This is a genomic window from Streptomyces glaucus (genome assembly GCF_039533365.1).
Classification (GTDB): domain Bacteria; phylum Actinomycetota; class Actinomycetes; order Streptomycetales; family Streptomycetaceae; genus Streptomyces; species Streptomyces glaucus.
Genome location: NZ_BAAATK010000003.1, coordinates 128497 through 152861, shown reverse-complemented (window position 1 = coordinate 152861; position 24365 = coordinate 128497). Strand labels below are relative to the sequence as shown.

16 protein-coding genes are annotated in these 24365 nt (G+C 71.3%); 6 read left to right on the top strand and 10 right to left on the bottom strand.

The features are described from left to right. Positions 1-358 precede the first annotated feature (358 nt). The 4 genes from ABD363_RS03495 to ABD363_RS03480 all read right to left on the bottom strand — a co-directional run bounded on the left by ABD363_RS03495 (position 359) and on the right by ABD363_RS03480 (position 4204). Complete coding sequence (locus ABD363_RS03495; RefSeq protein WP_344599852.1) at positions 359-1030, bottom strand: hypothetical protein; 672 nt, start codon at positions 1028-1030, stop codon at positions 359-361. Further along, complete coding sequence (locus tag ABD363_RS03490; protein ID WP_344599851.1) at positions 1027-2262, bottom strand: AAA family ATPase; 1236 nt, start codon at positions 2260-2262, stop codon at positions 1027-1029. The genes ABD363_RS03495 and ABD363_RS03490 overlap by 4 nt, the downstream gene beginning before the upstream one ends. A gap of 212 nt (positions 2263-2474) precedes the next feature. Next, on the bottom strand, positions 2475-2951 hold the full coding sequence (locus ABD363_RS03485; protein ID WP_344599850.1) for an ATP-binding protein: 477 nt from the start codon (positions 2949-2951) through the stop codon (positions 2475-2477). A 122-nt stretch (positions 2952-3073) separates the two neighbouring features. Beyond that, positions 3074-4204 carry a hypothetical protein gene (locus ABD363_RS03480; protein ID WP_344599849.1) on the bottom strand — a complete coding sequence of 377 codons (1131 nt, stop codon included), beginning with the start codon at positions 4202-4204 and terminating at the stop codon, positions 3074-3076. A gap of 378 nt (positions 4205-4582) precedes the next feature. Between ABD363_RS03480 and ABD363_RS03475 the strand changes: the two genes are divergently transcribed. Beyond that, a complete protein-coding gene (locus ABD363_RS03475) occupies positions 4583-5398 on the top strand; it encodes a helix-turn-helix domain-containing protein (protein ID WP_344599848.1) in 816 nt (271 codons plus the stop codon). Further along, positions 5395-5598, top strand: a complete 204-nt coding sequence (locus ABD363_RS03470) for a DUF397 domain-containing protein (protein ID WP_344599847.1) — start codon at positions 5395-5397, stop codon at positions 5596-5598. The genes ABD363_RS03475 and ABD363_RS03470 overlap by 4 nt, the downstream gene beginning before the upstream one ends. A 71-nt stretch (positions 5599-5669) precedes the next feature. Here the strand turns inward: ABD363_RS03470 and ABD363_RS03465 are convergent, their stop codons facing one another. The 4 genes from ABD363_RS03465 to ABD363_RS03450 form a co-directional block, all read right to left on the bottom strand. Beyond that, on the bottom strand, positions 5670-10772 hold the full coding sequence (locus ABD363_RS03465) for a class I SAM-dependent DNA methyltransferase (RefSeq protein WP_344599846.1): 5103 nt from the start codon (positions 10770-10772) through the stop codon (positions 5670-5672). Between the two features lie 25 nt (positions 10773-10797). Further along, positions 10798-13692: a DEAD/DEAH box helicase gene (locus ABD363_RS03460; RefSeq protein ID WP_344599845.1), complete on the bottom strand. Its 2895-nt coding sequence runs from the start codon at positions 13690-13692 to the stop codon at positions 10798-10800. A gap of 152 nt (positions 13693-13844) precedes the next feature. Further along, positions 13845-15158 (bottom strand): serine/threonine-protein kinase, encoded by a 1314-nt coding sequence (locus tag ABD363_RS03455; RefSeq protein WP_344599844.1) that lies wholly within the window; start codon positions 15156-15158, stop codon positions 13845-13847. Between the two features lie 194 nt (positions 15159-15352). After that, on the bottom strand, positions 15353-17548 hold the full coding sequence (locus ABD363_RS03450; protein ID WP_344599843.1) for an N-6 DNA methylase: 2196 nt from the start codon (positions 17546-17548) through the stop codon (positions 15353-15355). 499 nt (positions 17549-18047) lie between these two features. On the opposite strand from ABD363_RS03450, the gene ABD363_RS03445 reads away from it, so the two are divergent. From ABD363_RS03445 to ABD363_RS03430, 4 genes are all read left to right on the top strand, one after another. Next, positions 18048-18623, top strand: a complete 576-nt coding sequence (locus ABD363_RS03445; RefSeq protein WP_344599842.1) for an Rv1352/Rv1906c domain-containing protein — start codon at positions 18048-18050, stop codon at positions 18621-18623. A gap of 125 nt (positions 18624-18748) precedes the next feature. After that, positions 18749-20434, top strand: coding sequence for a hypothetical protein (locus ABD363_RS03440; protein ID WP_344599957.1), 1686 nt, complete (start codon positions 18749-18751; stop codon positions 20432-20434). A 51-nt stretch (positions 20435-20485) separates the two neighbouring features. Beyond that, entirely contained in the window at positions 20486-21139 is a 654-nt protein-coding gene (locus tag ABD363_RS03435) for a hypothetical protein (protein WP_344599841.1), read from the top strand. Then, a complete protein-coding gene (locus ABD363_RS03430; protein ID WP_344599840.1) occupies positions 21136-23238 on the top strand; it encodes an Hsp70 family protein in 2103 nt (700 codons plus the stop codon). The genes ABD363_RS03435 and ABD363_RS03430 overlap by 4 nt, the downstream gene beginning before the upstream one ends. A gap of 73 nt (positions 23239-23311) precedes the next feature. Here the strand turns inward: ABD363_RS03430 and ABD363_RS03425 are convergent, their stop codons facing one another. Then, a complete protein-coding gene (locus tag ABD363_RS03425) occupies positions 23312-23533 on the bottom strand; it encodes a hypothetical protein (protein WP_344599839.1) in 222 nt (73 codons plus the stop codon). Then, positions 23530-23865 carry a hypothetical protein gene (locus ABD363_RS03420; protein WP_344599838.1) on the bottom strand — a complete coding sequence of 112 codons (336 nt, stop codon included), beginning with the start codon at positions 23863-23865 and terminating at the stop codon, positions 23530-23532. Before ABD363_RS03420 ends, ABD363_RS03425 begins: the two co-directional genes overlap by 4 nt. Positions 23866-24365 lie beyond the last annotated feature (500 nt).

Genomic DNA, 24365 nt, shown 5'->3' with positions numbered 1-24365 from the left:
GCGTCTTCACCACCGCCACCTTCCATCACTTCTCACCACCCCGACCACACCTTGCGGATCAAGGCCCCGCATGCCTGCCGCCGCCGTCGTGACGCCAACGCGGCCACCGCGACATCCTGGCCGCCGAGCGGAACGGGCATGCCCGCGTCCGAATCGACAAGGGCATCCGCCGGTGTGGAGGCCCGTTCGAAACCGCGGCCGGAGCCCGGCGAACCCGTGCGGGCACAGCGATTCCTGATCGGGAGAACGGTCCTCGGCCAGGCCGTTCGGGAAATGCCCCGTACCGATCCGTTCCGCCCCGATTGCCGGCGGGCAACCACCTGGGGATCACCACTCACCCGGTCCTCGGCCTCGGCGGTCAGGTCCAACCCGTGAGGTCCTCGACGAAGTCCGCGTACGAGCGGTTGCTGCCGCGCGGGGAGGGGATCAGCCGGTGCTTCAGCGCCTCGCGGGCGACCGCGGGGCCGTCGCTCTCCCGGAAGACCGGCAGACCGAGCCCTCGTTTGAGCTCCTCCTTGGCGTCCTTGATGCGGCCGGTGTCCTTGTCGAGCAGACGGTCGGGGACCTTCCAGTGCGGACGGACGCGGGGGAAGGCCTCGGGGAAGAGCAGCAGCCAGCCCTCGCTCTCCCACGCGGCGAGCGCGAGCGCTGTTCGGAACCCCTGGCACTGGCCCGAGAGTTCGGCGGTGAGCGTCTTGCGGATCCGGTCGTATCCGGCGTCGGCGTAACCGTCCAGGTCCTCGTGGACGACGAATCCGACCAGCTCGGCACGCTGCTGGCGCGCCTTGGCCCGCGCCTTGCCGACCAGCGTCTTCACCGCGGCGGCCAGATCCGGGCCGGATTTCCTGCGCAGCCGCACCGGGGCGTTGATGCGGACCAGCTTGGCCGCCGCGCTCAGCTCGGGCAGGTGTGCGCGTATCAGCGCGGCCAGGATCTCGCAGTCGTTCTGGTCCTCACCGGCCAGGACGATGACGCCCCGTCCCTGCGCCCGGGGCGCCCGCCCGCCTCCTTGCCGTCCTTTCGGGGTCACAGTTCGCCCCCGGTGAGGTCGCCGCCCAGCACTCCGGAGAACCACAGCTCTCCGAGGGGCTGTTCGCCGGATTCCTCGACGATCTCCTTGACCTCGTCGACGGTGAGGGCGGGGATGATCGACGCGCCGTCCTCGTCGCGGTCGCACACCACGAACTCTTCCGGTCGCAGCCGGTTGACGAGCGCGGGGGAGTGGGTGGCCACGATGAACTGCGTCCGCTCGGCGGCTTCGCGCAGCCGCTGCACGACGAGTTCCAGGGCCTGCGGGTGCAGCCCGTGGTCGATCTCCTCGATACAGGTGAACGCCGGCGGGTTCGGGTCGTACAGCAGGGCGAGCAGCCCCAGCAGACGGACAGTGCCGTACGAGGCGTCGGCGAGCGGGGTGAGGCGGCGCAGGCCGCGTTCGCGCAGGACGACGGTCAGCTGGTCCGTGGAGCCGCCGACCTCCTCGAACTCGATGTTCTCCAACTGCGGCAGAACGGTCCGGGCGTCGGCGACTAAATCGTCCCAGGTCTCCTCACGGCCGCTGAGGTGGATCAGGAACGCGGCGAGGTTCTCGGCGTGCGGCGAGAGGGTGGCGAAGTCCGCGCCGCGCAGCCGTGTCGGCTGACGGGCCGCCGTCACGTCGACGTCGAAGACCCGGAACGACGACAGCCGGTCGGCGACCCGTGTCACCTCGTCGCCACCGTCGGAGGGACCGAGCCGGGGCAGCGTGGACAGACCGCTGCTGAGCCTGCGGATGCCGAAGCTGCCGCTGTCCTTCGTCTGTCCCGCCCGTTCGTCGACGACGCGTGCTTCCTCGCCGGAGATGGTGATGCGCCGGCCGCGTCCCTGCTTGCGTTTGAACGCGAAGCTCTCCTCACGCGACAGGGTGTACCGCGTCCCTCCGCCGTCCCGGTTCGACGGCAGGGAACGGCGACGGATGACGAGGTTGTACTCGTCCGGTGCGTTGAGCGACGCGTTGCTGGTCCAGGTCGCCTTCAACTGGATGCGCATCGAGGTCGGCGGCCTGCTCCCGCCCCAGAAGGCCACCTCGTCGAATCCGCGGCGCGAGTCCAGCGCCGGCTGGAGGTCGGTGCGGATGATGTCGGCGAGGAAGTCGAAGACCTTCAGCACGTTGGACTTGCCCGCGCCGTTCGGGCCCACCAGCACGGTGAGGGGACCGAGCGGCACGGTCACGTCGCGCAGGCTGCGGAAGTTCTCGACGTGGAGTTCTAGCAGACGGCCGGGCATGGGCAACCTATCGAGTCGATGCACGGTACGGCGGAAACGCCGGCGCGGACGGTGGCGACGCGAGGTATGCGCTCCCGCACGAGCGCTGCTCGCGGACGTCCCGGTGAGCGGGCATCGCACCTCCTCAATCGTGTCGTGCGTCCACGGACGGACGATGATCGACCATCCGTGGACGATCGTGGCTCAGCGTATCCACCACGGCTGACATCGGTTCATGGATCCGCCACGGTCGCCTCCGTCGGGCGCCGGCCCGCCTTGAGCGACGCCCAGACGGTCTTGCCCGGGCCGCCACGGCGGTCCGTGACGCCCCAGTCGTCGGCCAGCGCGGTGACGAGCAGCAGCCCGCGGCCGGATTCGGCGTCGGGGTCCGCGGAAGGGGCGACGACGGGCCGGCGCTCGCCGCGGGTGTCGGAGACCTCCAGCCGGAGTTCACCGCCTGCCCCGGTGGCCAGCCGGACGTGGAAGTCCCGTCCGGGAACCCGTCCGTGCCGTACGGCGTTCGTGCTCAGCTCGGCGGTGATCAGCGTCAGTGTCTCGTTGACCTCGCTGTCGTAAGGATGGCCCCAGGCGTCCAGGCAGTGCGCGACGAACAGCCGCGCCAGCCGGGCGCCCCGCGGGGTCGACGTGAACGACATCGCGAACTCACTGGTTCCCGTGGGGCCGGGGAGAGGGAAGAGCGGCGTGTGCATGGGGCCAGCGTCGCGGCCGCGCCGGGCGTGTCACCAGCGGCGACGCCTGTACGGCCGTGCGCTGTACACGGGCGCCGGGCCGCAGCGGGGGAGTGGCGTGCGAGCCGCGCCGCACGACGACGTCAGCCCCGGCGGCACCGCTCCCGGAGCTCCGCGAGGACCGCCTTCTCACGGGAGTCGACCTCACCGTCCACGGCGGCGACACGCTCCGCCGCGTCGACGACGTCGCCGAGATCGCCCGGCTCGGCGTCCACCCGCTTCCACACCTCGGCCGGGTCGATGTCGACGACCTGCGCGAGCTGCTCGTCGACCACTTCGTGCCGCTCCCGGACCAGCCGCACCAGATGCCGCATCAGCAGAGCCTCTTCGTCTGCGATTTTGGGGTTCGCCCTGATGACGAGCCATGCGACCCACAGCATCAACTGCGGGTGCCGACTGCGCTCGCTCATCCCCTCGGCGAGTTCGATCACCCGCGCCTCGTTCCGGAACACGGCCCGCGCGTGCCGGCCGGCGAGCAGCGTGGTGTAGCGGTTCAGCAGGACGGCGAGGGGGACGCCGACCAGGGGGATACCGATCTTGATGACGTTGCGCTGGAGGAGGTGCCTCCCGACGACGGGAAGCGCCTTCCCGGCGGTCAGCGCCGATCCGGAGTAGAAGCGTTTGACCAGCGGCCGCACCAGGGCCGGGATCGCTTTGACCACGGTCTTGTTGGCCGCTTCCCCGCTCTTGATCGTGAAGGCCACGCGGATGAGCTTCCACAGGTCCTCGGGGTCGTGCACGTCGAGCGGGACCCGGTAGAGCACGGAGATGTCGTAGGCCAGGCGGAGCTGGAGCTGGGTGAGGAACGCGACGTCGACCATCATGGTCGCCACGGCCGCGGGGACGGTCGCCGGCGAGGCGCCCCCGAGACTTCCGATGGTGGCGGCGACGGTCGCCGTGTAGGCCCCGGCGGAGAGCCCGCCTTCGAGCGCGGCGTACCGGGCCGCCATCTTGATCCGCTGATCCACGACGGCGTCCGCGGGCACGCCCGCGTACCGGTCCTGGAAGTACTGCCAGTCGACCTTCTCGGTGTACGAGTTCATGGCGTGGGCGGCGAGCTTGGTGAACCAGTTGCCCGACTTGATGTCGTCCGCGCTCAGGCCCTTGACGAAGTCCTTGATCTCGGCCTGCTCCTGCTCGACGACCTTCCGGTCGGCGGCCTCGTCGGCTTCGTCCGCGTCGATGTGGGCAGCGTCCACAGGCGCGTCGGTCATGGTGAGTCCCCCCAGGCTGTTCCGCGAATGGCTGAGTCGCGAGGCGCGGGCACCCCTGCTCCCCCGTCTCCGCGCGGTGATTCGGTGAGCGGCGCGACGGCCGCTCGATGTTCCTCCCCTTGAGGCACAACTTGAGGCGCAACCCTAGCGCGTCGTCAGGCGGCCGGTGTCCCGATGGGACACGCGGGCGCGGGTGTACAGGCGGGGGCTGTACGCGGGAGGGCGGGCGCCCGTACGCGGTACGGGGGAAGCGGGGCCAAGCGGCGGGAAGGCGACGGAGCGCGTCCCTACAGTGAGCCGTGAGTGACGGACGGGTGCGGCGCCTGCGGCGGGACAAGGAGCGGGCGCCTCCCGGCGGGTGGGTGAGGTGAGGTCACCATGGCGGCGCACGGGGAGAGCGAGACGGGCATCCTCCGGTGCTTCGAGCAGCAGGTGCGGCTGCTGCGGACGAGCCGGGGACTGACGCGGGCGGAGCTGGGCGCGAAGCTCGGGTACGGCGAGGAGATGATCACGTCGGTGGAACTGGGACGGCGCATCCCCAGACCGGAGTTCATCGATCGGGCGGATGAGGTGCTGGAGGCCGGCGGACTGCTGACGGTGATGAAGGAGGAGGTGGCGCGGGCGAGGTACCCCGCCTTCTTCCGGGACGCGGCGAAGTTGGAGGCGGAGGCGGTGGAGCTGCATGTGTATGCCAGCAAGGCCGTGCCCGGCCTGTTGCAGACGGAGGAGTACGCACGGGCGGTCTGCGAGATGTGGTTGCCTCTGCTGGACCCCGAGACCGTCAACCAGCGTGTGAGCTCCCGCCTCGCTCGCCAGGTGATCTTCGACCGCCAGCCGTCCCCCACCATCAGCTTCGTCATCGAGGAGCATGTACTGCGTAGGCCCCTCGGTGGGCATGCGGTCATGCGGGGCCAGTTGGAGGAAGTGCTGCTTCGCGCGCAGCAGAGGAACGTGGTCGTTCAGGTCATGTCGATCGGATGCGTGGAACACGCAGCCCTGGACGGACCGTTCACTCTGTACGAGACGCGGAAGGGGCAGCGGCTCGCGTACGTCGAGGCACGCAACGACAGCCGACTTTTCAGCGAGCGGAGGTCGGTGCGCGAGTACGAGGAGCAGTACGGCATCCTGCGTGCTCAGGCCCTGACTCCACGTGAGTCCCTGGGGCTCCTCGAGAAGATGCTGGGAGAGCTATGAACGCGGAAAACGCGACGCAGGCTGAGACCAACCTGTCCTGGCGCACTAGCAGTTACAGCACGGGGTCGGGCGGAGAGTGCGTCGAGGTCGCCCTCACGGCTGCCGGAGTGCATGTGCGTGACTCGAAGTGCGTGGCGCAGGGCGGGCCTGTGCTGACGGTCGGCACGGAGGCGTGGTCGGCACTGCTTGAGGCGATGTGAGGTTGTACGGCTGCCTGCGACGGTCGGCGCTCCCCTGACGGAAGCGCCGACTGTTGTCATCGGCCCGGCTTTCACGCCTCACGGCTTCCCGCCGGAGTCCAGCGGCCAGCAGCGATCTCCTTGTCCAAGCGAGCTTGGAAGTGCGCATGCGCAGCACGCATCTCGGCCTCGCGGTCCGCCTTGTAAAAGGGCGCGGTGTAACCCGCCGGGGAGGGGGCGCTCTCCGGATTCTCCAAGTGAGCCAAAAGGTCAATGTAGTCCTGCTTGGTCTGGTCGAAACCGTAGGTATTGTGATTGCCCGCGATCTTTCGGCCGTTGGCGTCGAAATAAGTGACGGCCTCATAGTCGTACAGGACCGGATAGCGGGACTTATAGACCGCGGCCAACTGGTCCGCGGTGATACCGAGCCAGACAGAGACAAGCGCGTCGAGTTCGACGAGAGCGGCGCGACGTTCGTACTCAGTGCGGAAGGGAGTGTTGTATGTCCAGGTGGGCGTGAGTCCTTCTGCAAGCCGACGCAAGCTCGGCCATTCGTTGGCCCAATCTTCGTAGCCTGCCCAGCGCGGATCGAACAGTTCCTCCCACAAGGGGGCATAGGCATTGGTGAGGACATTGAGACGCAGGGCGCGTAGGAGGAGGGCCGAGGCGAGGGGGTGCTGGGGGTCGGGGGCGGGCATTTTATAGGCCTCGGCAACTCGGAGATGTGAACGGCCAGTGATGCGCAGAAGGTAATCCAAGGGGAGGGATGCCCAGAATCCGGCGTTGAGTACAGTTAGTTTATTGTCCGACAATGCCATTGAATTCACGGCATCGACGTGGGCGGGGCCCGGGGGGATGAGGGCGGCGAAAAGGCTGCGGTTTCCGTCAAAGTCGATCATGGATCGCCAAGCTAGGCGGAAATACTCGGTGTAACGCTTGCCGTTCCATTTATCCTGAGCGTTTCGATAGGCCTCAAGATCGCAGGATCGTACGTAATTCGTCCGGGGTACGTAGTCGGCGCTGATCGTATGTGCCGGAGTTTCAAACCAGTCGCGAGGTGACTTGCAAGGGTTCTTTGGATTCTGGGCAAATGGGGTGCCGACTAGGAGGTGTGGGCCCTGGAGGACGACTTCGTTAGGGCTATCTACGTCTTGAGTGGACCAGCGGATGAAGCCATCCTTTTTGCCGTTGGTTTCGTTATACCCCTGGCTAAGGTGAGGCGTGTCGATAGACAGGCGGCGTCGCATGTTGGACAGTGCAGAGATGGCTCCCTGCTCCGCGTCGGTAACCGGGTATAGCAAGGGTGCCTGCGTGTCCTGTTGTGCCCCTTCGCCTGCCAAGCGGTTCCATTCGGTCAGACGCTCAGCGTCGATGTGGACAAGGCGCGATGCATGTGGGCGTACTTCCCACTTTCCGCCATTCTTGATTCCAGGAAGCGGACCATGGCCATCGTGGAACATGGAAGCCGCCAAGGTGTCGGGATGGAAAATCCAGCTCATGTGCACGAAATCGACAGTCCGCGGACCACCATAGATGTTGACGCTGAACTGTCGGGTGCCCTGCACATCTTCGAAGAGCCGGAGGCGGTTAGAGAAGTGAGCATGCATTCGTAGATGCTTGTACGTTTCCTCGCGGAGTCGGCCTTCCTTTATTCCGTTGAAGTGTGTGTCCTGGTGGATGAGCCCCACCATGCCTTCCGTAGCGCTGTGTCGCCACGTTTGCACCATAAATGCTCGGTATAGATCCGGCCGTGTCCCGTTGATCAACGGATAGGTTGCTGGGCTGGCCAACATGGAAACCGTACCCGAAATACCGGACAGTTCAGTGAGTTGGAAGTTGCGAGCTGACGCGTCTTTCAGCAGCCTGTTCTTGCGTAGCCTGTGTTCCTCTGCGCCTGGCTTCTCGGACAGCATGAACCACGGCTCGCATTCAGCGAGGACCGCATTCTCAATCCATTCGGGTCTAACCCAAGGAGGATTCCCCATCTGCAGATCAAACCCGCCTTGTGCAGCGAAAAGGTGCCCGAACTCCAACTCCCAGTGGAAGAAACCCTGTCGCTCGGCCACATCCCGGGCGATCGCCGCCCACGGATACCGGGACTCCAGCGAGGTGAACCGCTCCATGCCCATCCACTCGGGCAGTTCGTCCTCGTACCGCTCAAGCTTATCGAGCGTGTCGAACTGGGCCACCAGGGAGTCCGCCGGCACGTCGTGCGTGCCCAGCAGGGATTCGGCGAAGTCGAGCCAGTCGTCCAGGGAGGCCAGCGGGATCACCGGGCGGCGTTCGCCCTTGATCCGCTCCTTGCGGCTGCCGCCCCGCGTGCCCTTGGACTTGACCTCGACGACCTGGACGTCGCCGAACAGGTCCGCCGCCTCGTACGTCTCCCGCGCGGGCGCACCCGGCTGGCCAGGAACCGAGGCCGGGGCCGACGGCACGACCCACTCGCCCGACTGCGCGGCGACCTCCGCCGCCCGCGCGTACGACTCATGGGAACCGTCCAGCAGCGCAGCGCTCTGCACGGGCCAGAACCACAGGGCGCACCACGCGTCCATCAGCGTCTTCAGCCGCCAGTACGGGGTGTCGACGGCCTCCAGGTCGGCCTTGACCTTCTCCCTCGGCACCGCGACCTCGGGAGAGCGCAGCCAGCCGTCCTCCGCGCCCCACACGTCGATGCGGCGCGAGATCTCCCGCTCGGAGATCTCCAGCCGGCGCACGACCAGCCCCCACAGGTACTCCGCCCGCCGCGCCAGGCCCTGCAGGCGCTTGGTCTGGGTGGCGTTGGGGGACTTGGTGATCGCCTTGCGCCAGGCGGCGAGGGCCTTCGCCTCCGCCGGGGCCAGGGCCTTGGCCTCCTTCTCGGCGGCGATCGCGCCCCACTCCTTCGCCGGGAGGAGGAAGTGGTGCACCGCGCCCTCGGGGAGCGGGGTGCCCGCCAGGGCCTCCGACAGCGGGAAGCGTTCCGGGGTGGTGCCCAGCCAGCCGCCCTTCTTCAGCTTCTCCGCCGGGTAGACCTCCCGCCGCCCGCCGATCAGGGAGTTGCCGCGCCGCAGGTGCAGGCCGAACCAGGGGGCCTCCATGCCGGGGTGCATGGTGTTCAGCCACAGCGACACCTCCGCCAGCTCGACGGCCGTGTCGTTGAGGTCGACGCCGTAGGAGTTGTGCAGGGCGATGTACGCCTTGGCCTTCTGGAGTTCGACCGCGTACTTCTCGGTGTCGATGGCGACGCCCAGCTCGTCCTGGCGGCGGCGCAGGTACTCCGCGGCGACCTGGTTGATCGCCTCGTTGAGGAACGCGCCCGAGCCGAGCGCCGGCTCGCAGATCTTCCACTCCAGCAGCTCGCGCGCCTCGGTCTTCGTGCCGTCCTGGTCCAGGCGGTGCTGCAACGCGAGCTGCACCGTCACCCGGGTCAGGGACTCCGGCGTGTAGTAGGAGGCCGAGGTCTGGCGGTCGCGGCCCGACAGGCGGTACACGAACTGGCCCGGCGCGTACCGCACGCGCCGCTCCTCGCCGGTGTCCTCGTCCTTGTGCCGGACGAACACCTCGTCGGGGTACTCGTCGGCCTTCGACGCCGGGATCAGCCAGGAGCCGTCTTTCGGGTCGCCGTTCTTCGCGACCTCGTACAGCTCCTCGCCCGCGACGAAGCCGGTGTAGGACATCAGGCCCTCGTACACGGCGCCGAGCTGGTTGATGCCGAGCTGGGCGTAGGAGATGAAGCCGCCGCGCTCGCGCCTCTTGCCGCGGGTCAGCATCAGCAGGCGCAGCACCCGGTACAGGGTCTCGTTGCGCAGGCGGGTGTCGATGAAGCGCTCCCCGCCCTCGGCGCCGGCCTCGCCGTCGGCGCCGGTGTCGCCCTCGGTGTCGACGCGCGGGTCGGGGACGGCGTACCGGCCGATCAGGCGGATCGCGTCCGGCTCGAACAGCTTGGAGCGCAGCGGCTCGAAGCGCAGGCCCACGTCCTCCGAGGTCTTGCCCGCCGCGGCGTCGGCCGGCTCCGCGTCCGTGCCGTGCGTGCGGCGCGGGCGGTGGCCCTCCTGGACCTTGCGGAACAGCAGGTCCAGCGACTCGTACAGGTAGAAGCCCCTGCGGGACTTCTCGTCGACGAGGTCGCGCTCGGCGATCAGCTCGCCGAGGCGGCCCAGGCCGTAGCCCATCTGGTACTCGGGGTAGTCCGAGGGCAGGATGCCCAGTTCGGGGCGGGCCTCGGCGTACAGCAGGAACAGGATGCGGTACAGGTAGCGCAGCGACTCGCGGGTGAGCTGGCGGCCCAGTTCGGGGAGTTCCCTGACCTGCTCGGGGCGGACGCCGGCCTCGCGCAGCCGGTCCAGGACCTCGTTGGCGATCAGTTCCACGCTCAGCCGCAGGCCGTCGCGCAGCTCGCTGGAGACGCCCACCGCGTGCTTGGTCGACTTGTCGAGGAGCGCGGCGAGGGGGTTCTCGCCGCCCTCCTCGGGGGTGCGCAGCGAGTCGGCGCCGAACAGGGCGGCCACCGTGTCGATCTCGCCGCCCGCCTTGGTGTCGTTGCGTTCCAGCACCCGGTCCAGGGACACCGCCAGGTAGCGGCCCTCGCCCCAGGCGGCCCGGTCGGCGAGCACGACGACGCCGCCGACCAGCAGCAGGACGTAACGCGGGGCGTCCTCGCAGGCGAACAGGAAGGAGGCGAGCTTGGAGCCGGTGGTGAGGGTGTGCTGGCCGTCCAGGCGCACCTCGTCCAGGAGGCGTCCGGCGCCGTCGGGGTCCAGGGCGTCGTCGGGCTCGGCGGACCAGCCGCAGTCCAGGGCGACGAGGTCCTTCTCCGCGTGCGCGACCGGCACCTCGTGGGACTGGTCGGCGCGGGTGACGGTGAGCGTGCCCGGCTTGGCGTCGAAGCCGAGGGCGCGCAGCACCCGCGCGTTGAGCGCGCGGACGCGGTCGCGCCACTCGGGGGCGTCGTACGTCACGGCGTCGTCGCCGGTCGCCGCCTGCTCCTCGCCCGTCGTGAAGTAGGAGCGGGCCGCGAAGTAGGGGCGGCGCAGCGCCCGCAGGCCCGCGCGCGGGGTGATGGGCAGCGCGTCCTCGGGCCGCTCGGCGCCGGCGGCGTCCTCCTCGCGCTGCTTCCACTCGGCGAGCAGACCGGACCTGAGGTCCTTGGGCAGGACCTCGGCGAGGTAGTGCGCGGAGAAGTAGTCGCCGCGGTTGACCAGGCTGTCGTACGTCATCTTCAAGAACCTCTGGGGGATGCGGTCAGGCGGCGTGGGCCGTGGCGGGGGCCAGGACGGCGAGCAGGCGCAGCATCGGGCGGCCGGTGGTGAGGAGGGAGTCCGCGAGGGAGGCGAGGCGTTCGCGGGTGCCGGTGGACGCGCCGCCACCGCCCGTCAGCGTCGGCTGCTCCCACGAGCCCAGGCGGGCCTTGTACTCCTCGATGGGCTTCCTGAGCGGTTCGTCCCACGCCTCGCGGTGGAGCTCCAGGAACGCCTCCGCGGTGTCCAGGACGCCGGGGATCGCCTCGGCGAGGCGGGCCGTGTCGTGGGCGAGGCCCGGGTTCGCCATCGTCGGGCCGACCTGCGCGCGGCGCAGCACCGCCACCATGTCGTCGTCGACCCCGCCGTCCGCGGTGACCGCCATCCACTTGACGACGGTCGGGCGGCCCAGCGCGTTGGAGTAGATGCCCTGCACCAGGTAGGTGGGCTGCGGCACGTCGGCGGTCAGCACCGGCGCCTCCTGGCGGTCCAGGCGGACCAGGACCTTGTCGGTGAGCCACTCCATGACCGGGTGCAGGTCGGTCAGCAGCGAGATGTCGGGCCAGCTCGACGTCGCCGAGGCGCGGGCGCGCGTCAGGCTGTGCTCGGCCAGCCGCCGGTTGAAGGTGACTTTCAGGCGGTCGCGCAGGCCCTGCTCGCGGACGTAGTCCGGGGGCAGCGCCTTGAGGCGGTGCACCAGGTCGGAGGGCGGCACGAAGGAGAGCAGGCCGGTCTCCGGGTCGGCGGACAGGTCCAGCCGGTCGTGGGCGTCCGGGTAGACCTCGCGCAGCGCCTCGTCGAGGAACTCGCGGGCGGAGGCGAACAGCCGGGGCACGTGCGCCCGGGGCACCGCCCCGCCGCCGTCGCCGCCGTCCGCGCCGGAGGCGGCGTCCTCCTCCGGTTCGTCGCCCACGGCGCCGAAGAAGTCGGCGAGGAAGTCGTCCATGCCGTCGTCGGCGCCGTCGCCGGCGCCGGGGGTGCGGCGGGCGTCCAGGGACTCGTCCACGGTGCGGCCCCGCAGCAGGTCCTGGATGAGGGACTTCTCCTCGGCCTCCGCCCGGTACAGGCCGGACACCGCCTCCGCCGTGCCCAGCGCCTGATGGGCCTGGGCCTCGCGCTCCAGCAGGCGCTCCGCGACGAGCGTGTCGTCCTTGGCGCCGTCGACGGAGCTGGTGAGGATCAGCGCCCGGAACTGCGGCCGGTGCGCCTGCCCGTAGCGGTCGATGCGGCCGTTGCGCTGCTCGATGCGGATCAGCGACCAGGGCACGTCGTAGTGGACGAGCTGGTGGCACTGGCGGTGCAGGTTGACGCCCTCGGAGGCCACGTCGCCGGTGAACAGGATGCGCACGGGCGTGTCCGCGAGGCCGAAGTCCTCCACGCACTGCATCTGCTGCTCGTCGGAGAGGCCGCCGTGCATGACCCGGGCCGCCTCCTGCGCGGCCTTCCCCCTGAAGCCCAGGGCCTGCGGCACGGTCCGCGCCAGCCACTCCAGGGTCTGCACCCGCTCGGAGAACACCACCACCCGGGTGCCGGACTTCGGCCCGACCCCGATCTCCCGCAACTGCTCCACCAGGGCGCCGAACTTGCCCGAATCCTCCTCCGTCATGCCCTGCGCCAGCTCCAGCAGCCGGTGCAGGGCCGCGCGCTCGGCGGCCGTCGCCTCGGGGTCGTCCTTCTTCTCCAGGGTCTTCAGACGCGTGGTGACCGTGGCCTTCAGCGCCGCGTGGGAGGAGAGGAAGGACTTCAGCAGCGTGTACGGGAACAGGGGGACGTCACTGACCGACTTCGCACCGTCGGACGGCAACCAGACCGCGGCCAGCTCCTCGAAGATCCTCTCCTCGGCGGGCGTGGCCGCCACCCGGATCGAACGGGAGGGGCCGCGGTCCGCCCACTGCCCCTTCATCTGCTCCCGCACCTCGGGGCTGACCTTGGTGCGCCGGATGAACAGGTGCTTGATGTCCTCGGCGCGGTAGTGCTCCGGGTCGCGGATCGCGGCCGGGTCCAGCAGGGAGATCAACTCGGCGAAGGAGCGGGCGTCGCCGTTGTGCGGGGTCGCGGAGGCCAGCAGCAGGGCGTCCGTGTGCGGGGCGAGGGTGCGGGCGAGCTGGTTGCGCAGGGAGCCCTTGTTGATGAGGTTGTGCGACTCGTCGATGACCACCGCGTCCCAGGTGATCCGCTCCAGGTGGTGCTTGTACTGGTCGGTGTTCTTCAGGGTGTCGATGGAGACGATGACGCGCTTGAAGTACGTGAACGGGTTGCGGCCCGCGGGGATCTCCCGCTGGATCCGCTCGATGCCCACCGAGTCCAGGCGCACCAGCGGGATCGCGAACCGCGTCCACAGCTCGTGCTGGAACTGCTCCAGGACGTGCTGCGGGGTGACGACGAGGATGCGCTCGCCGCGGCCGCGGCGGATCAGCTCGGCGAGGGTGAGGCCGATCTCCAGGGTCTTGCCGAGGCCGACGACGTCCGCGATGAGCATGCGGGGGCGCAGGTTGCGGCCCGACAGGGCGAGCTGCGCGGGGCGCTGCTGGTAGGGCAGCGGGTCCAGGAGGAAGGAGTCCGCGAGCGCCAGGCCCCGCTCGGACTGCGGCAGCGGCGTCTTGCGCAGCACCGCCTCCAGGAACAGGCGCGAGCGGCGGAAGTTCGGCGAGTCGTCCCGCACCAGGCGGGTCCGCCTCGGATCGAGCAGTTCGATCCGGTCCAGGGCGGTGAAGAACACCGCCTCCTGGTCGCGCACGAAGTCCGACGCGCCCACCGCCTCGACCCGGGCGCCGTCGTGCTCGGTCCGCGTCGCGTTGCGCACCAGCCACACCTCGTCCCGTACCAGGATCTGGGCGCCCGGCGGGAACAGGGCGTCCTCGCCGCTCGTCGCGGGTGCGGTGCTCAAGTCGGCGGTCACGCGGGTGCCTCCTGGGCTTTCGTGTCGGTGAGCTGGGATGCGTCCCGCCGCGGGCGGCCGGCGGTGGCGCCGCCGGACCGGCGGGACGCGTGGTCGGGGGAGCGGCCGTGCGGCGCGGTGGGCCGGGGCCGGGACGGGGTGGTGTCCGGATCTCAGAAGGGAGCCCCCGCCGCGTACGCGGCACGGAGGCGCTCCGCGGTCCTGCGGGCCTGCACGGAGTGCCGCAGCGTCGGCGTCCCCTCCCCGGGCCGCCGGGACGCCGCGGGCGGGCGGCCCGGCGCCGGCTGCTCGCGACGGGAGCCGTCGGAGGGGTCCCGCCGGGCGGGGGGCGTGGGGCCGGGGGCGTCCTGGACCGCCGGGCCGGTGGGGCCGGGAGCGGTCTCGGCCACGGCGGGAGAAGGCGCCGGGGAACCGGAGCCGGGCGTGGCCGGCGGGTCCTGGGCGGCCGGGGCGGTCTCCGCCTCCGAGGCGGCCGGCGGGGCCGGGACGGTCTCCGGGGCCGGGACGGTCGGCGTGCCCGGGGCGTCGCTCGCGGGGGCGGACCAGGGGAAGGCGGGGGAGTCGTCGGCGGGCGCGGCCCGGTGCCGTTGTCCCGCGGTGTGCGCGGTGAGCCTGCGACGCGCCTGGGCGATCCGCAGGCCCTGGGCCTCGATCACCGAGCGGCACCGCTGCACCACCTCGGTCAGCGAGGGCCGGTCCCCGGCGTCGTGGGCGAGCATGTCGGTCAGCAGCGGCACCAGCTCACCGGGCGCACCGGACAGGTCCGGCGCCGTGCCGGGGTCGGTGACGAGGTGGAACACCATGTACGGGGTCGCCGCCTCGTGCGGGTAGTGACCCGTCGCGGCGAAGAGCAGCAGCGCGCCCAGCGCGTACACGTCCACGGCCGCCGTCAGCGGCTTCACGCCGGCGGCCTGCTCGGGAGCCATGCAGATCGGCGTGCCGACGACCTGGTGAGGGGCGGTGAGGGAGACGCTCGCCTCGGTGAAGGCGGCCAGGCCGAAATCGATGATCTTCGGGCCGTTCGGTCCGAGCAGGACGTTGGCCGGCTTCAGGTCGCGGTGGAGCAGGCCCTGCGCGTGCACGGCCGACAGCGCCTCGGCGAGGACCGCGCCGAGCGCCGCGGTGAGGACGGACGGCAGCGGTCCGTGCCGCTTCACGTGCCGGGCGAGGTCCGGGCCGTCCACGTACTCGGTGGCCAGCCACGGCTGCTCCGCCTCCGCGTCGGCCCCCAGGAACGCCGCGATGCGCGGACCCCAGATGGTCTTGAGGACCTCGATCTCCTGCGCGAACCGCCGCCGGGACTCGGAATCCACGACCGACGGCTTGATCACCTTCACCGCGGCGGGCTCACCGCCGAGCGACTCTCCCAGGTAGACCTGGCCCATGCCTCCCTGGCCGATCCGGCCGAGGAGTTCGAAGTCGCCCAGCGAGGGCGGGTCCTCGGGGTTCAGGGGCGTGATCTGCACGTGTGTCCTCGAAATTCGGTCGTGGCGAGCGTCTGATCAGCCGCGATGCGCGCCTGGAGACACGGTAGTGGATGCGGTCGGGACGGGAACGCGGATTGCGGAAGGGGGACGATCAACCCCCTTGGGGCGGGGAAGCGGTGAAAACCTTTCGGCGGTGCGATGCGGCAGAAAACATCCGCTGTGGGCGATGTGCCCTAAGGGGACGAATCGCCGCGTGACGGGCGCGGGGCCGCGTCCCGGGACGGGAGCAGCTGCCCTCCGGTCAGCCCGCCCGTCAGCAGCCGTGCCGTCTCCTCCGCCAGCCGCGACGCCCGCCGCGCCGCTGCCCGCAGCTCGTGCACGTGCCGGAACGCCTCCCCGTACCGCCGCTGCTCCTCCAGCGGCAGCAGGGGAACCCGCAACCGGCCCGGGCTGACCGTCAGGGCCGTGCTGCCCGTCGACGCGCCCGCGATGTTCTCCTCCGCGCCCAGGAACCCGGCGAGGAACCAGGCGTCCAGCCGGGCCGGGTCGGGCCGGAAGAGGTGGACCTGGTGGCCGAGCAGCGCCCCGGCGTCCTCCTCGCCCGCGACCCGCGCCATCGGGCCGTCCGCGCTCGCGACCGCCCGTACGAGGACGTCCCCGACGGCGACCACGGGCGCCGCGTCGTCGTACAGCCCCGCCGGGTCCCCCGTGGGACCCGACCCGGTCGCGATGTCCGAGCCGGTGAGCACCGCCCGCGCCCCGGGCCTCCCGCCTCCGCCGGTCCCGCCGCCCGCGGCCTGTGCCCGGGCGCGCACGCTGTCCGGCTGCGTCCGCAGCAGGGTGAGCGCCCCGCCGCGCGCGAGGTCGGCAGCCGTCGCCGTCCGCCACTCACGGGCCGCGGCGCCCGCGGCGCTCCAGACCCCGTGACCCGCCGTCCGCGCGAGGGACCGCGCGGCCTCGACGAGGCCGCGGCGCGCGGCGTCGGCCTCCGCCGACAGCCGCGCCGGGTCGATCCCGGCCCGCGACGCCCGTACGAGCCGTGCCGGAGTCAGGTCCACCACGTCGTCCAGCAGGTCCACCACGCCGACCGCGTGCGCCACACCCGGCACGCCCTCGAACGTGTCCGGGCTCTGCGTGAACGCCCGCCACGCGCCCAGGGCGCGCGCCGTGATCCCCTCCCAGTCCAGGGAGGCCGACCTGCTCCCGCCCCGCGTCCGCGCGGTCGCCGCCGTTCCGCCGCGTCCGGCCGCCGTCGCCGCGTCCGCCGCCGCGTCCACGAACAGCACCGACTTGCGCTCGGGGCCGCCCGGCTCGGGCCGTTGCAGCACCCACACCTGAAGTCCGACGTGCAGCGGCACCGACGCGCCGGCCGGCAGCGCGATCACCGCGCGCAGGGCCCCGCCGCGCACCAGCTCCGCCCGTACCCGGCGGCCCGACGCGCGGCCGGCCGTGGCGGGCGGCAGGAGCAGGACGGCGTGACCGCCGGGGGCGAGGTGGGCGAGCGCGTGCTGCACCCACGCCAGCTCCGACTCGGCGCGGGCCGGGACGCCGTACGCCCAGCGCGGGTCGTACGCCAGCTCGTCGTGGCCCCAGTCGCGGACCCCGTAGGGCGGGTTGCACAGCACCGCGTCGGCGAGCAGGTCGGGGAAGGCGTCCGCGCGGAGACTGTCGGCGGCGCGCACCGTGACGGCGGCCTCCGGGGCCGCCAGCATCAGGCTCACGGCGCTGCGCCGGGCCTGCACGCCGAGCGTGTCCTGGCCGTACAGCTCGCGCGCTCCCCGGCGGGCGGCGGCCGCCAGCAGGGTGCCGCTGCCGCAGGCCGGATCCAGGACGCGGGCCGGGGAGCCGGGGACCAGGCGGGCGAGCAGGTCCGCCAGCGGCGCGGGGGTCCGGTACGCGCCGGAGGCGGCGCTGTCCTCCAGCTCCCGCTCGGCGAGCACGCCCAGCGCGGCCTGGCCGCCCTCGTCGCGCACACACGCGTACAGCGCGCGCAGCACCGCCGCGTCGCCCGCCTCGAAACGGACCGCCCCCGCGGCCGGCACGGCCTCGGCCGCGGACGCCGCGTCCTGCCGCGCGCGGGCGGCGAGGTCCGGGTCCGGCAACCGCGTGGCGGCCGTCAGCTCCTCCGGTGAGCGGCCCGCCGCCGCGAGGACCAGGAGCGGCAGGTTCTCCGAGGTGCCGCCGCCGCTCCGCGCGTGCAGGCGCAGGACCGTGCGGAGCTCCTCCGACGGGCTCGCCGCCGACGCGTGACCGCGCGAGGCGAGCCAGGCGCGCACGGACTCCAGGTCGTACAGCGGACTGCTCTCCGTGCCCCCGGACGGCTCGGGAAAGTCCTCGTGCCGACGGCGCCAGTTGCTGACCGTGGCACGCGTGACCCCCGCGATGCGGGAGATCTCGGCGGCGGTCACCTGGGCGGATGACTGGGGCATGGCAGGAGTCCTGGCCTCTCGGTGGCGAACAGTCAACAAGCTACAGCGGTCGTCAAATCTGTCAATGCGTTTGACGATGCTTTCAATGTTGTGCTTCTCTGTTCCTGCTTCCGCTTGGAAGTGTTCGCTGGACCTCCGGGGGGAGTCCCATGCGCCCGTCCATGCCGACCGCCGTCGTCGAGGGAATCCGGCTCACCGTGATGCCGTTCCGCGCCGACGCCGTCGTGGGAACGGCGCCCGTCGGGAGCGAGAGGCGGAGTACCGGGACGGCGGCGCCGCCAGGACCGGCACCTCCGGCCGCCTCGGCTCCGGCGGCGACGTGAAGGACTCCGGCGGCCGGGCCGCCGACGCGACCCTGCACCCCGCGACCGGGGCGGGCCGGAAGACCCGGGGCCTCCGAGCCCCGGCACGCCGCCGGGGCGCCCCCGTCACGTCACCGCATCACCCGCATCGCATCGCCCTGCAACGCACCGCACGCACAAGGAATCGGAGCACCACCATGACCTTCCAGCAGCCCGTCCCGCCGTCCGGCCACGGGACGCAAGGACCCTTCGGCCCCGACGCGCCCGCCGGCCCCGGACAGCCCGCTCGCGACCGCAGACGGTGGCTGAAGTACGGGGTGGTCGCCCTGGTCTCCCTCTTCGTCGGCGTCGGCATCGGCAGCAGCAGCGGTTCGGCGGACACCGGCAAGGAGACCACCGGCATCAAGACCGCGCCCCGGCCCACGGTCACCGTCACCGAGAAAGCCGAAACCGCAGCCCCCGAGCCCGCCCCCACCGTCACCGAGACCGAGACGGTGACCGCCAAGCCGAAGAAGACCGACAAGCCCGGACCGGCGACCAGCTTCTCCGGCGAGGGCGAGTACCTGGTCGGCGAGGACATCGAGGCCGGCACCTACAAGACGGCCGGGCCCGAGGACGAGTGGGGCTGCTACTGGGAGCGGGCCAAGGACGCCAGCGGCGAGTTCGGCTCCATCATCGCCAACAACAACCTCGACGGCCCGGGGCGCGTGACGCTCAACAGCGGCGAGTACTTCAAGACGAACAGGTGCCAGGAGTGGAAGAGGGCCGGCTGAGCCCCAGGGACCTGCGGCCACCACCGCCATACGCGACCATTGGGCGCGCTACCTGCGGATTCACGCTTTCGGGGGGAGGAGTAGGTGAAGCTTTTGCACGCGGTTACCCTGTCGGCGTGTACGACATGACCGACCCGGTTGCCGCCCGCCGCGCGGCGATAGCCGCCGAGAAGGAACGCCTGGCGAGGGCACGGGAGCGCCGGTCGAGCCGCGAACCGGCCGGCGCGAACGGCTTCGCCCAGCGCAAGTGGCGCTGGCTGGGCGTCAACGGGGCCGAGGCAGTCGACACCGTGCTGGCCGTGCTGAAGGACCTCCTCGAGGCGCCCACGCTGACGGACGGACAGCGGGACACCCTGAACAGGGCTGCCACCGGGGCGCCGGACCGGGAGGCGCTGCTTCCGGCGGTCCGGGCCGGCCTCGCGACGCTGGAACCGCAGGACGTCCTCGGACACCTGCGAGCCCTCTGGGCCGTCGGGGTCCGCTGGCTCAACGAGCCCGGCTCGGAACGGTGCCGGATCCTGTGCTCGACCGCCCCGGGAATCGAGCTCGTCAACGTCAGACACCGGGCGATCTCGGGCGGGCCCGCTTTCTCCCTGTTCGCCACGGCGGCGACACGGGGCGCGATTCCCGTGCCGAACGCCCATCTGCCGCACGTGCTGCCGTGGGCGCCGCTGTCCGTGATCGACGACCTCGTGGACCACGGCGGCCTGATGGCGGAGGACCGGCCCTGGGAGGTCCGGGACGAGGCCGACGCGCTCTACCTGCGCGCTCGGCTGGCCCCCTCGTCCATCGGCTCACAGGAAGCCGCGCGACTCGGCTGGGACGACTTCCTGCGCCGCCGGGCGTTCCTGGGCGGCAACACGATCGTCCGGCAGGAACCGGAGGACGTCTGGGACCTGCTGTACGACGTCGTGGCCGATGTCCACCTGCCGTCCCTGGACGCCCTGGACACCGCCCTGCCGCGCGCCCAGCAGATCGAACTGCGCAACCTGAAGTCGGGCGCCCTCAACGGGCAATGGGCCATGGAGACGGTCCGCGACAAGGGGCTCTGGAAACTGATGGCCGCCCTGTGGCGGCCCACCGAACCCGTCGATCCGACACGCAGCGACTTCCACGCCCTGGTCGCCCTCCGACGCGCGTACGACCTCATCAAGTCCGGGGACATGGCGGAGGCCGACCGCCAGGTGGAGGCCTTCCTGCGGAAACGCGCCGTCGATTCGCTCCCCGCGGAGCTGATGAGGGAGGCGTACACCCTCGCCGCCTACGTGGCCGTGGCCATGTCGGCCGGCGCGGGCGGGAGCGCGAAACTCGCCCTGGCCGAGGAACACGCTCTGAAGGCGGCGGAGACGGGCGATGCCACGGCGGAACGCAATCTCGCCCTCGTCCGCACCTGGAGGAACACCCTGAGGAACCAGCGGGGTCCGATGACGAACCCGTTCCTGGACCTCGGCCTGGACCACGCGGCCGAAGGATGGGAGCGCCACTGCCGGGACCTCTTCCGCCGGCACGAACTCGCCGGAGACCAGGCGAGCCAGGCACGGGTGAACCAGGCGGAGGACCGCATCCACGACGCCCTCCGTCACGAGGCGGGTCTGGACGTGTTCTTCCGGCTTCCGCTCGTCCGCTCCCACTACGAGATGCCGGACGCCGTGCCCCGGCAACTGGTGCCCCCACTGGAACCGATGGCCCGCCGTACCCCGCCCACCAGCGGTACGGACCTGGAGGCCATCCGCGCCCGGGCGGCCGTCGAACTGCTCGACGACTTCCGGAGCACCGCCCCCCACCTCGACCGGCACGGCCCCACCCGCTGACGGTCCCTTCCGACAGACGACGCACGACGGTGAGCGAGGCGCAACCAGTCCATGGACCCGAACAGGAGAACCGCGGCACGCCGTGGTGAGAAAAAGCTTCCCAAGAACGAGCGCGCCCATCGCCGCTGTCCGCACTGCGGGCAGATACAGCCGGGCAAGGACCGCAAGAACGCGCCGCACAAGCCCGGGGGACTGCGGCACCGCAGAGCGAAACAGCAGGCCACCGAGCAGCCCGCCGCCACGAAGCAGCAGGCCGCTCCCCGGGCGCCGGAGCCCATCGACGCCAAAACGATCATCCAGGGTGTGGTCGAACGGATCCCCGCCGCCCTGGAGGACACAGCCATGGGCGGCGACGTCCCGACCACCGGCCTCAACGTGGCCGTGCGCAAGGCCGTGCTGGACGAGTTCCGGACCCGGACCCAGTTCGCGGGACGTCTGGCGGAGATCGACGCACTGCTGTGGACGCGGACGGACCACGGTGGCGAACTCGTCAGCGACACGCTGCTGGACCATCTGCGGCAGATGCGCATCCTCAGGATCACGGATCCGGAGGAGAGCGACCGGTTCGTCGTCACGGAAGGCGAGGGCGACGGTCTCGAGGTGCTGCGCCCGGCATACGTGGACGAGCTGACCGGCAAGGTGATCATGGCCGGACATCTCCGGAGGGTTTCCGCGCACACCAGCGCAGTGGGGGGAGAAGAGTGACCACGGGCATCGACTTCGGTACCACCAACTCGGTGGCCGCACAGTGGAACGGCGAGTACGTCGAGGTCCTGGAACTCGGCGGACAGGGACTCGACGCCGACTGGGAGCGGCCCGGCTTCGAACTGCTCTACCCCTCGGTGGTGGGCACCAGTTCCCTCCGGTCCGGCGCCCTGTTCGGCTGGGAGGCCAAGCTCCGCTCGGAACAGGCCGTCGAAGCGTGCAAGCGCATGCTGCGCGAAGAGCCCCTCGTGACGATCGGAGGGCGGCGGTTCGCCGCGACCACCGCCGCCGCCGGAGTCTTCCGTTCCATGGCCGTCGCCGCGGAGGAGGAAGCCGCGACCGAGATCACGGAAGCCGTGATCACCGTCCCGGCCAACGCCACCGGAGCGGCCCGGTTCCGCACCCGCGAAGCGGCGCGGGCGGCGGGCATCACGGTCAAGACGCTGCTCAACGAGCCCACGGCCGCCGCCATCGCCTACGCCCACGCCGTGGAGGAGGACGGGGAGTTCCTCGTCTTCGACTGGGGCGGTGGGACCATGGACGCCACCCTGCTGCTGCACGAGGACGGCTTCTTCGACGAGAAGGCCAGCCGGGGCGTCAACCGCCTCGGCGGCCTGGAGATCGACGCACGCCTGCGCCGCATGGTCCTCGACCGTGCGCCCGCGCGCAGGGCGTGGTCCGAGTCCGAGCAGCGGCAGTTCGGTCTCGACCTCGAACGCAACAAGATCCTGCTGTCGTCCCAGGAGTCGGTGCGCATCACCACCCCGGACGGAGTCGCCGTGGAGATCGGGCAGGACGAGTTCTCCGCCGAGATCCAGGACCTCATCAGCCGGGCGCTCGACCCCGTCGAGGCCTGCCTCGAACAAGCCCGCATCGATCCGCGCGATCTCACCGCCGTCCTGATGATCGGAGGCAGCAGCCAGATCCCCGCGGTGCGCGAGGCCGTGGCCGAAGCGCTGGACTGCGAGCTGGTCGCCCCGGAACTGTGCGATCCGATGACCGCGGTCGCCGAAGGCGCCGCCATCACCGCGGCGGCCATGGACGGCGAACTGAAGAGCATCATCCGCGTCGTCAACACCCACGCACTGGGCACGGTCACCAAGGACCGCCACGGCAACCGCGCCTTCAGCGCGCTCATCGACCGCAACCAGCGGCTGCCCCAGCAGCGGACCAAGTCCTACCAGCCGTCCAAGGACGGAGTGCGCAGGCTGACGGTCGAGGTGTGGGAAGGAGACCCCGACCGGCCCGTCGACCACCCCGACAACGTCAAGCTGACCGAGCTCGTCCTGGACTACCCGCAGCGGTCCCAGGCGGAGGACGGTGTCTTCGACCTGGAGTACACCTACAGCAAGGAAGGGTTGCTGACGGTGAAGGCGACCCTGCAGAAAACCGGCGAGGTCGTCCTCGACGGCGAGGTCAGGGTCTTCGGCGACAGCACCGTGCCGCCGGAGATCGAGGAAGAGCTCAAGGCGCTGTTCGCGCTGCGCTCGGCGGAGCGCACGGCGCCCAGGCCCACCCACCCCCAGCGGAGCACCGCCGCCCCCTCCGACGGGCGGTACGACGGCACGCCCCGGCCGAAAACCGCGCCACCTTCCCCGGCCGTCCTGGCCTCCCTGCCCAGGAAGTCCGCTCCGGCGACCGGGCAGCAGTCCGCCGCCCTGGTCGTCGACGGGTCGAACCTGGCGTGGAACGGCCGCCCTCCGCGCGCGGCCGGCGGCCGCCCGAGCTTCCTCGCCCTTCAGGCAGCCGTCAAGTCGCTGCGCTTCAAGAACCCGGACAGGGACATCCACGTCGTCGTCGACGCGACGCTCCGGCACGACGTCGCTCCGGAGGAGCGCCCCCTGGTGGAGGAGGCCATCGCCGCCGGCACCGTGGTCCAGCCGCCCGCCGGCACCGAGGGCCGCGGAGACGCCCTGGTGATCAGCATCGCGGAGGAGATCGGCGGGGTGATCGTCTCCAACGACAACTTCGCCCCCTTCCAGAAGGCCCATCCCTGGCTGCTGGACGTCGGCCGAGTACTGGGCGCCACCCAGTCCCAGGGGGTCTGGGTCTTCAATCCGCGCAGGCCCAATCCCGCGGTGACGGGACGCCGCCACTGAGCGACCCCGCTGGCGGCGGATGCTGCGGAACAGGGGAGCGGCCGGCCGGTGAGGGCACCGCCGGCCGCCGCCCTCAATCCGTGTGTGCGGCGCGGTAGCGGACCGGCCGGTCCTCCACCTTCACCAGCAGACCCTCGCTCGCGAGATCGCGCAGGATCTGCCGGGTGCGCTTCTCCTGCGGATCATGCCCGGCGTCGCGCAGTGCACGCAGGCCGCGTGTGGTGTCCCAGTAACCGCCGTACGTGCGCACGGCCTTCTCGAGGTCGGCGCGCTGGCTGGAGGCCGGTTCGGTCAACGCTCCGCCCCCCGCGTCTCCTCGCCGACGGCGACGGGGTGCGCCTTCTTCGCGTGGCTGGCGATGCTCGCCGGTGCGCCGACGTAGTCGCACGCGGGGCACTTCCGCCACACGCCCTCGGACACGGCCCGCGCGCTCACCGAGTGTCCGGGGCCGTACCCGTGACCGTGCAGCAACTGGGCGACCGAGGAACCGTACTCGACCGCGAGCAGGGCCGCCTCCGCGACCTTGTCGTGGCCGGGGGCGAAGAACGATCCCGTTCCGACCTTCTTGGCGCAGCCGCACCGACAGGTGCCGGTCGGAGTGAGACGGGGAAGAGGCTTCGTCGTCATGACGTCACAGTAGGCCAACGACCGTGCCGGGCCAGGGCTTTCACCGTTTCACGGTCGTGCCCGAACCGCTGCGGGGAACACCGGGCACCGGGGCTCGTAGCGCTCCGGCCACGGTCGGCATCCGCGAACTCCGGCTCGCGCCCGGCCTGCCGGACCCGCTCCCGCCCCGGGACTGAGCCCCGCTCAATGGCGCTCGGGGGAGGAAGGCGGCCGGCGGGACGACGGGCACGAGTGTCCCGTCCGGTGCGCCCGGGGCCGACGCGGTGGATCGGAGCGTTCCGGCCGGGAAGGCGGGGTCCGGCGGCCGGCGGGGACGCCGGCCGTGCGGTGGGAGGCGCGTCCCGGCAAGTCGACGGATCGCGGCGGAGCGTGCTGTGGCCCGGCACGCGTACGACGACCGCGGACACGCCGGCACCTCCGCTTCCCCGGGGTTCGCTTCCCCGATGTGCCGATTACGCGGTCCGGGGCGTTCGCTGCCCGATCCCGCGGGCGGGAAGGCC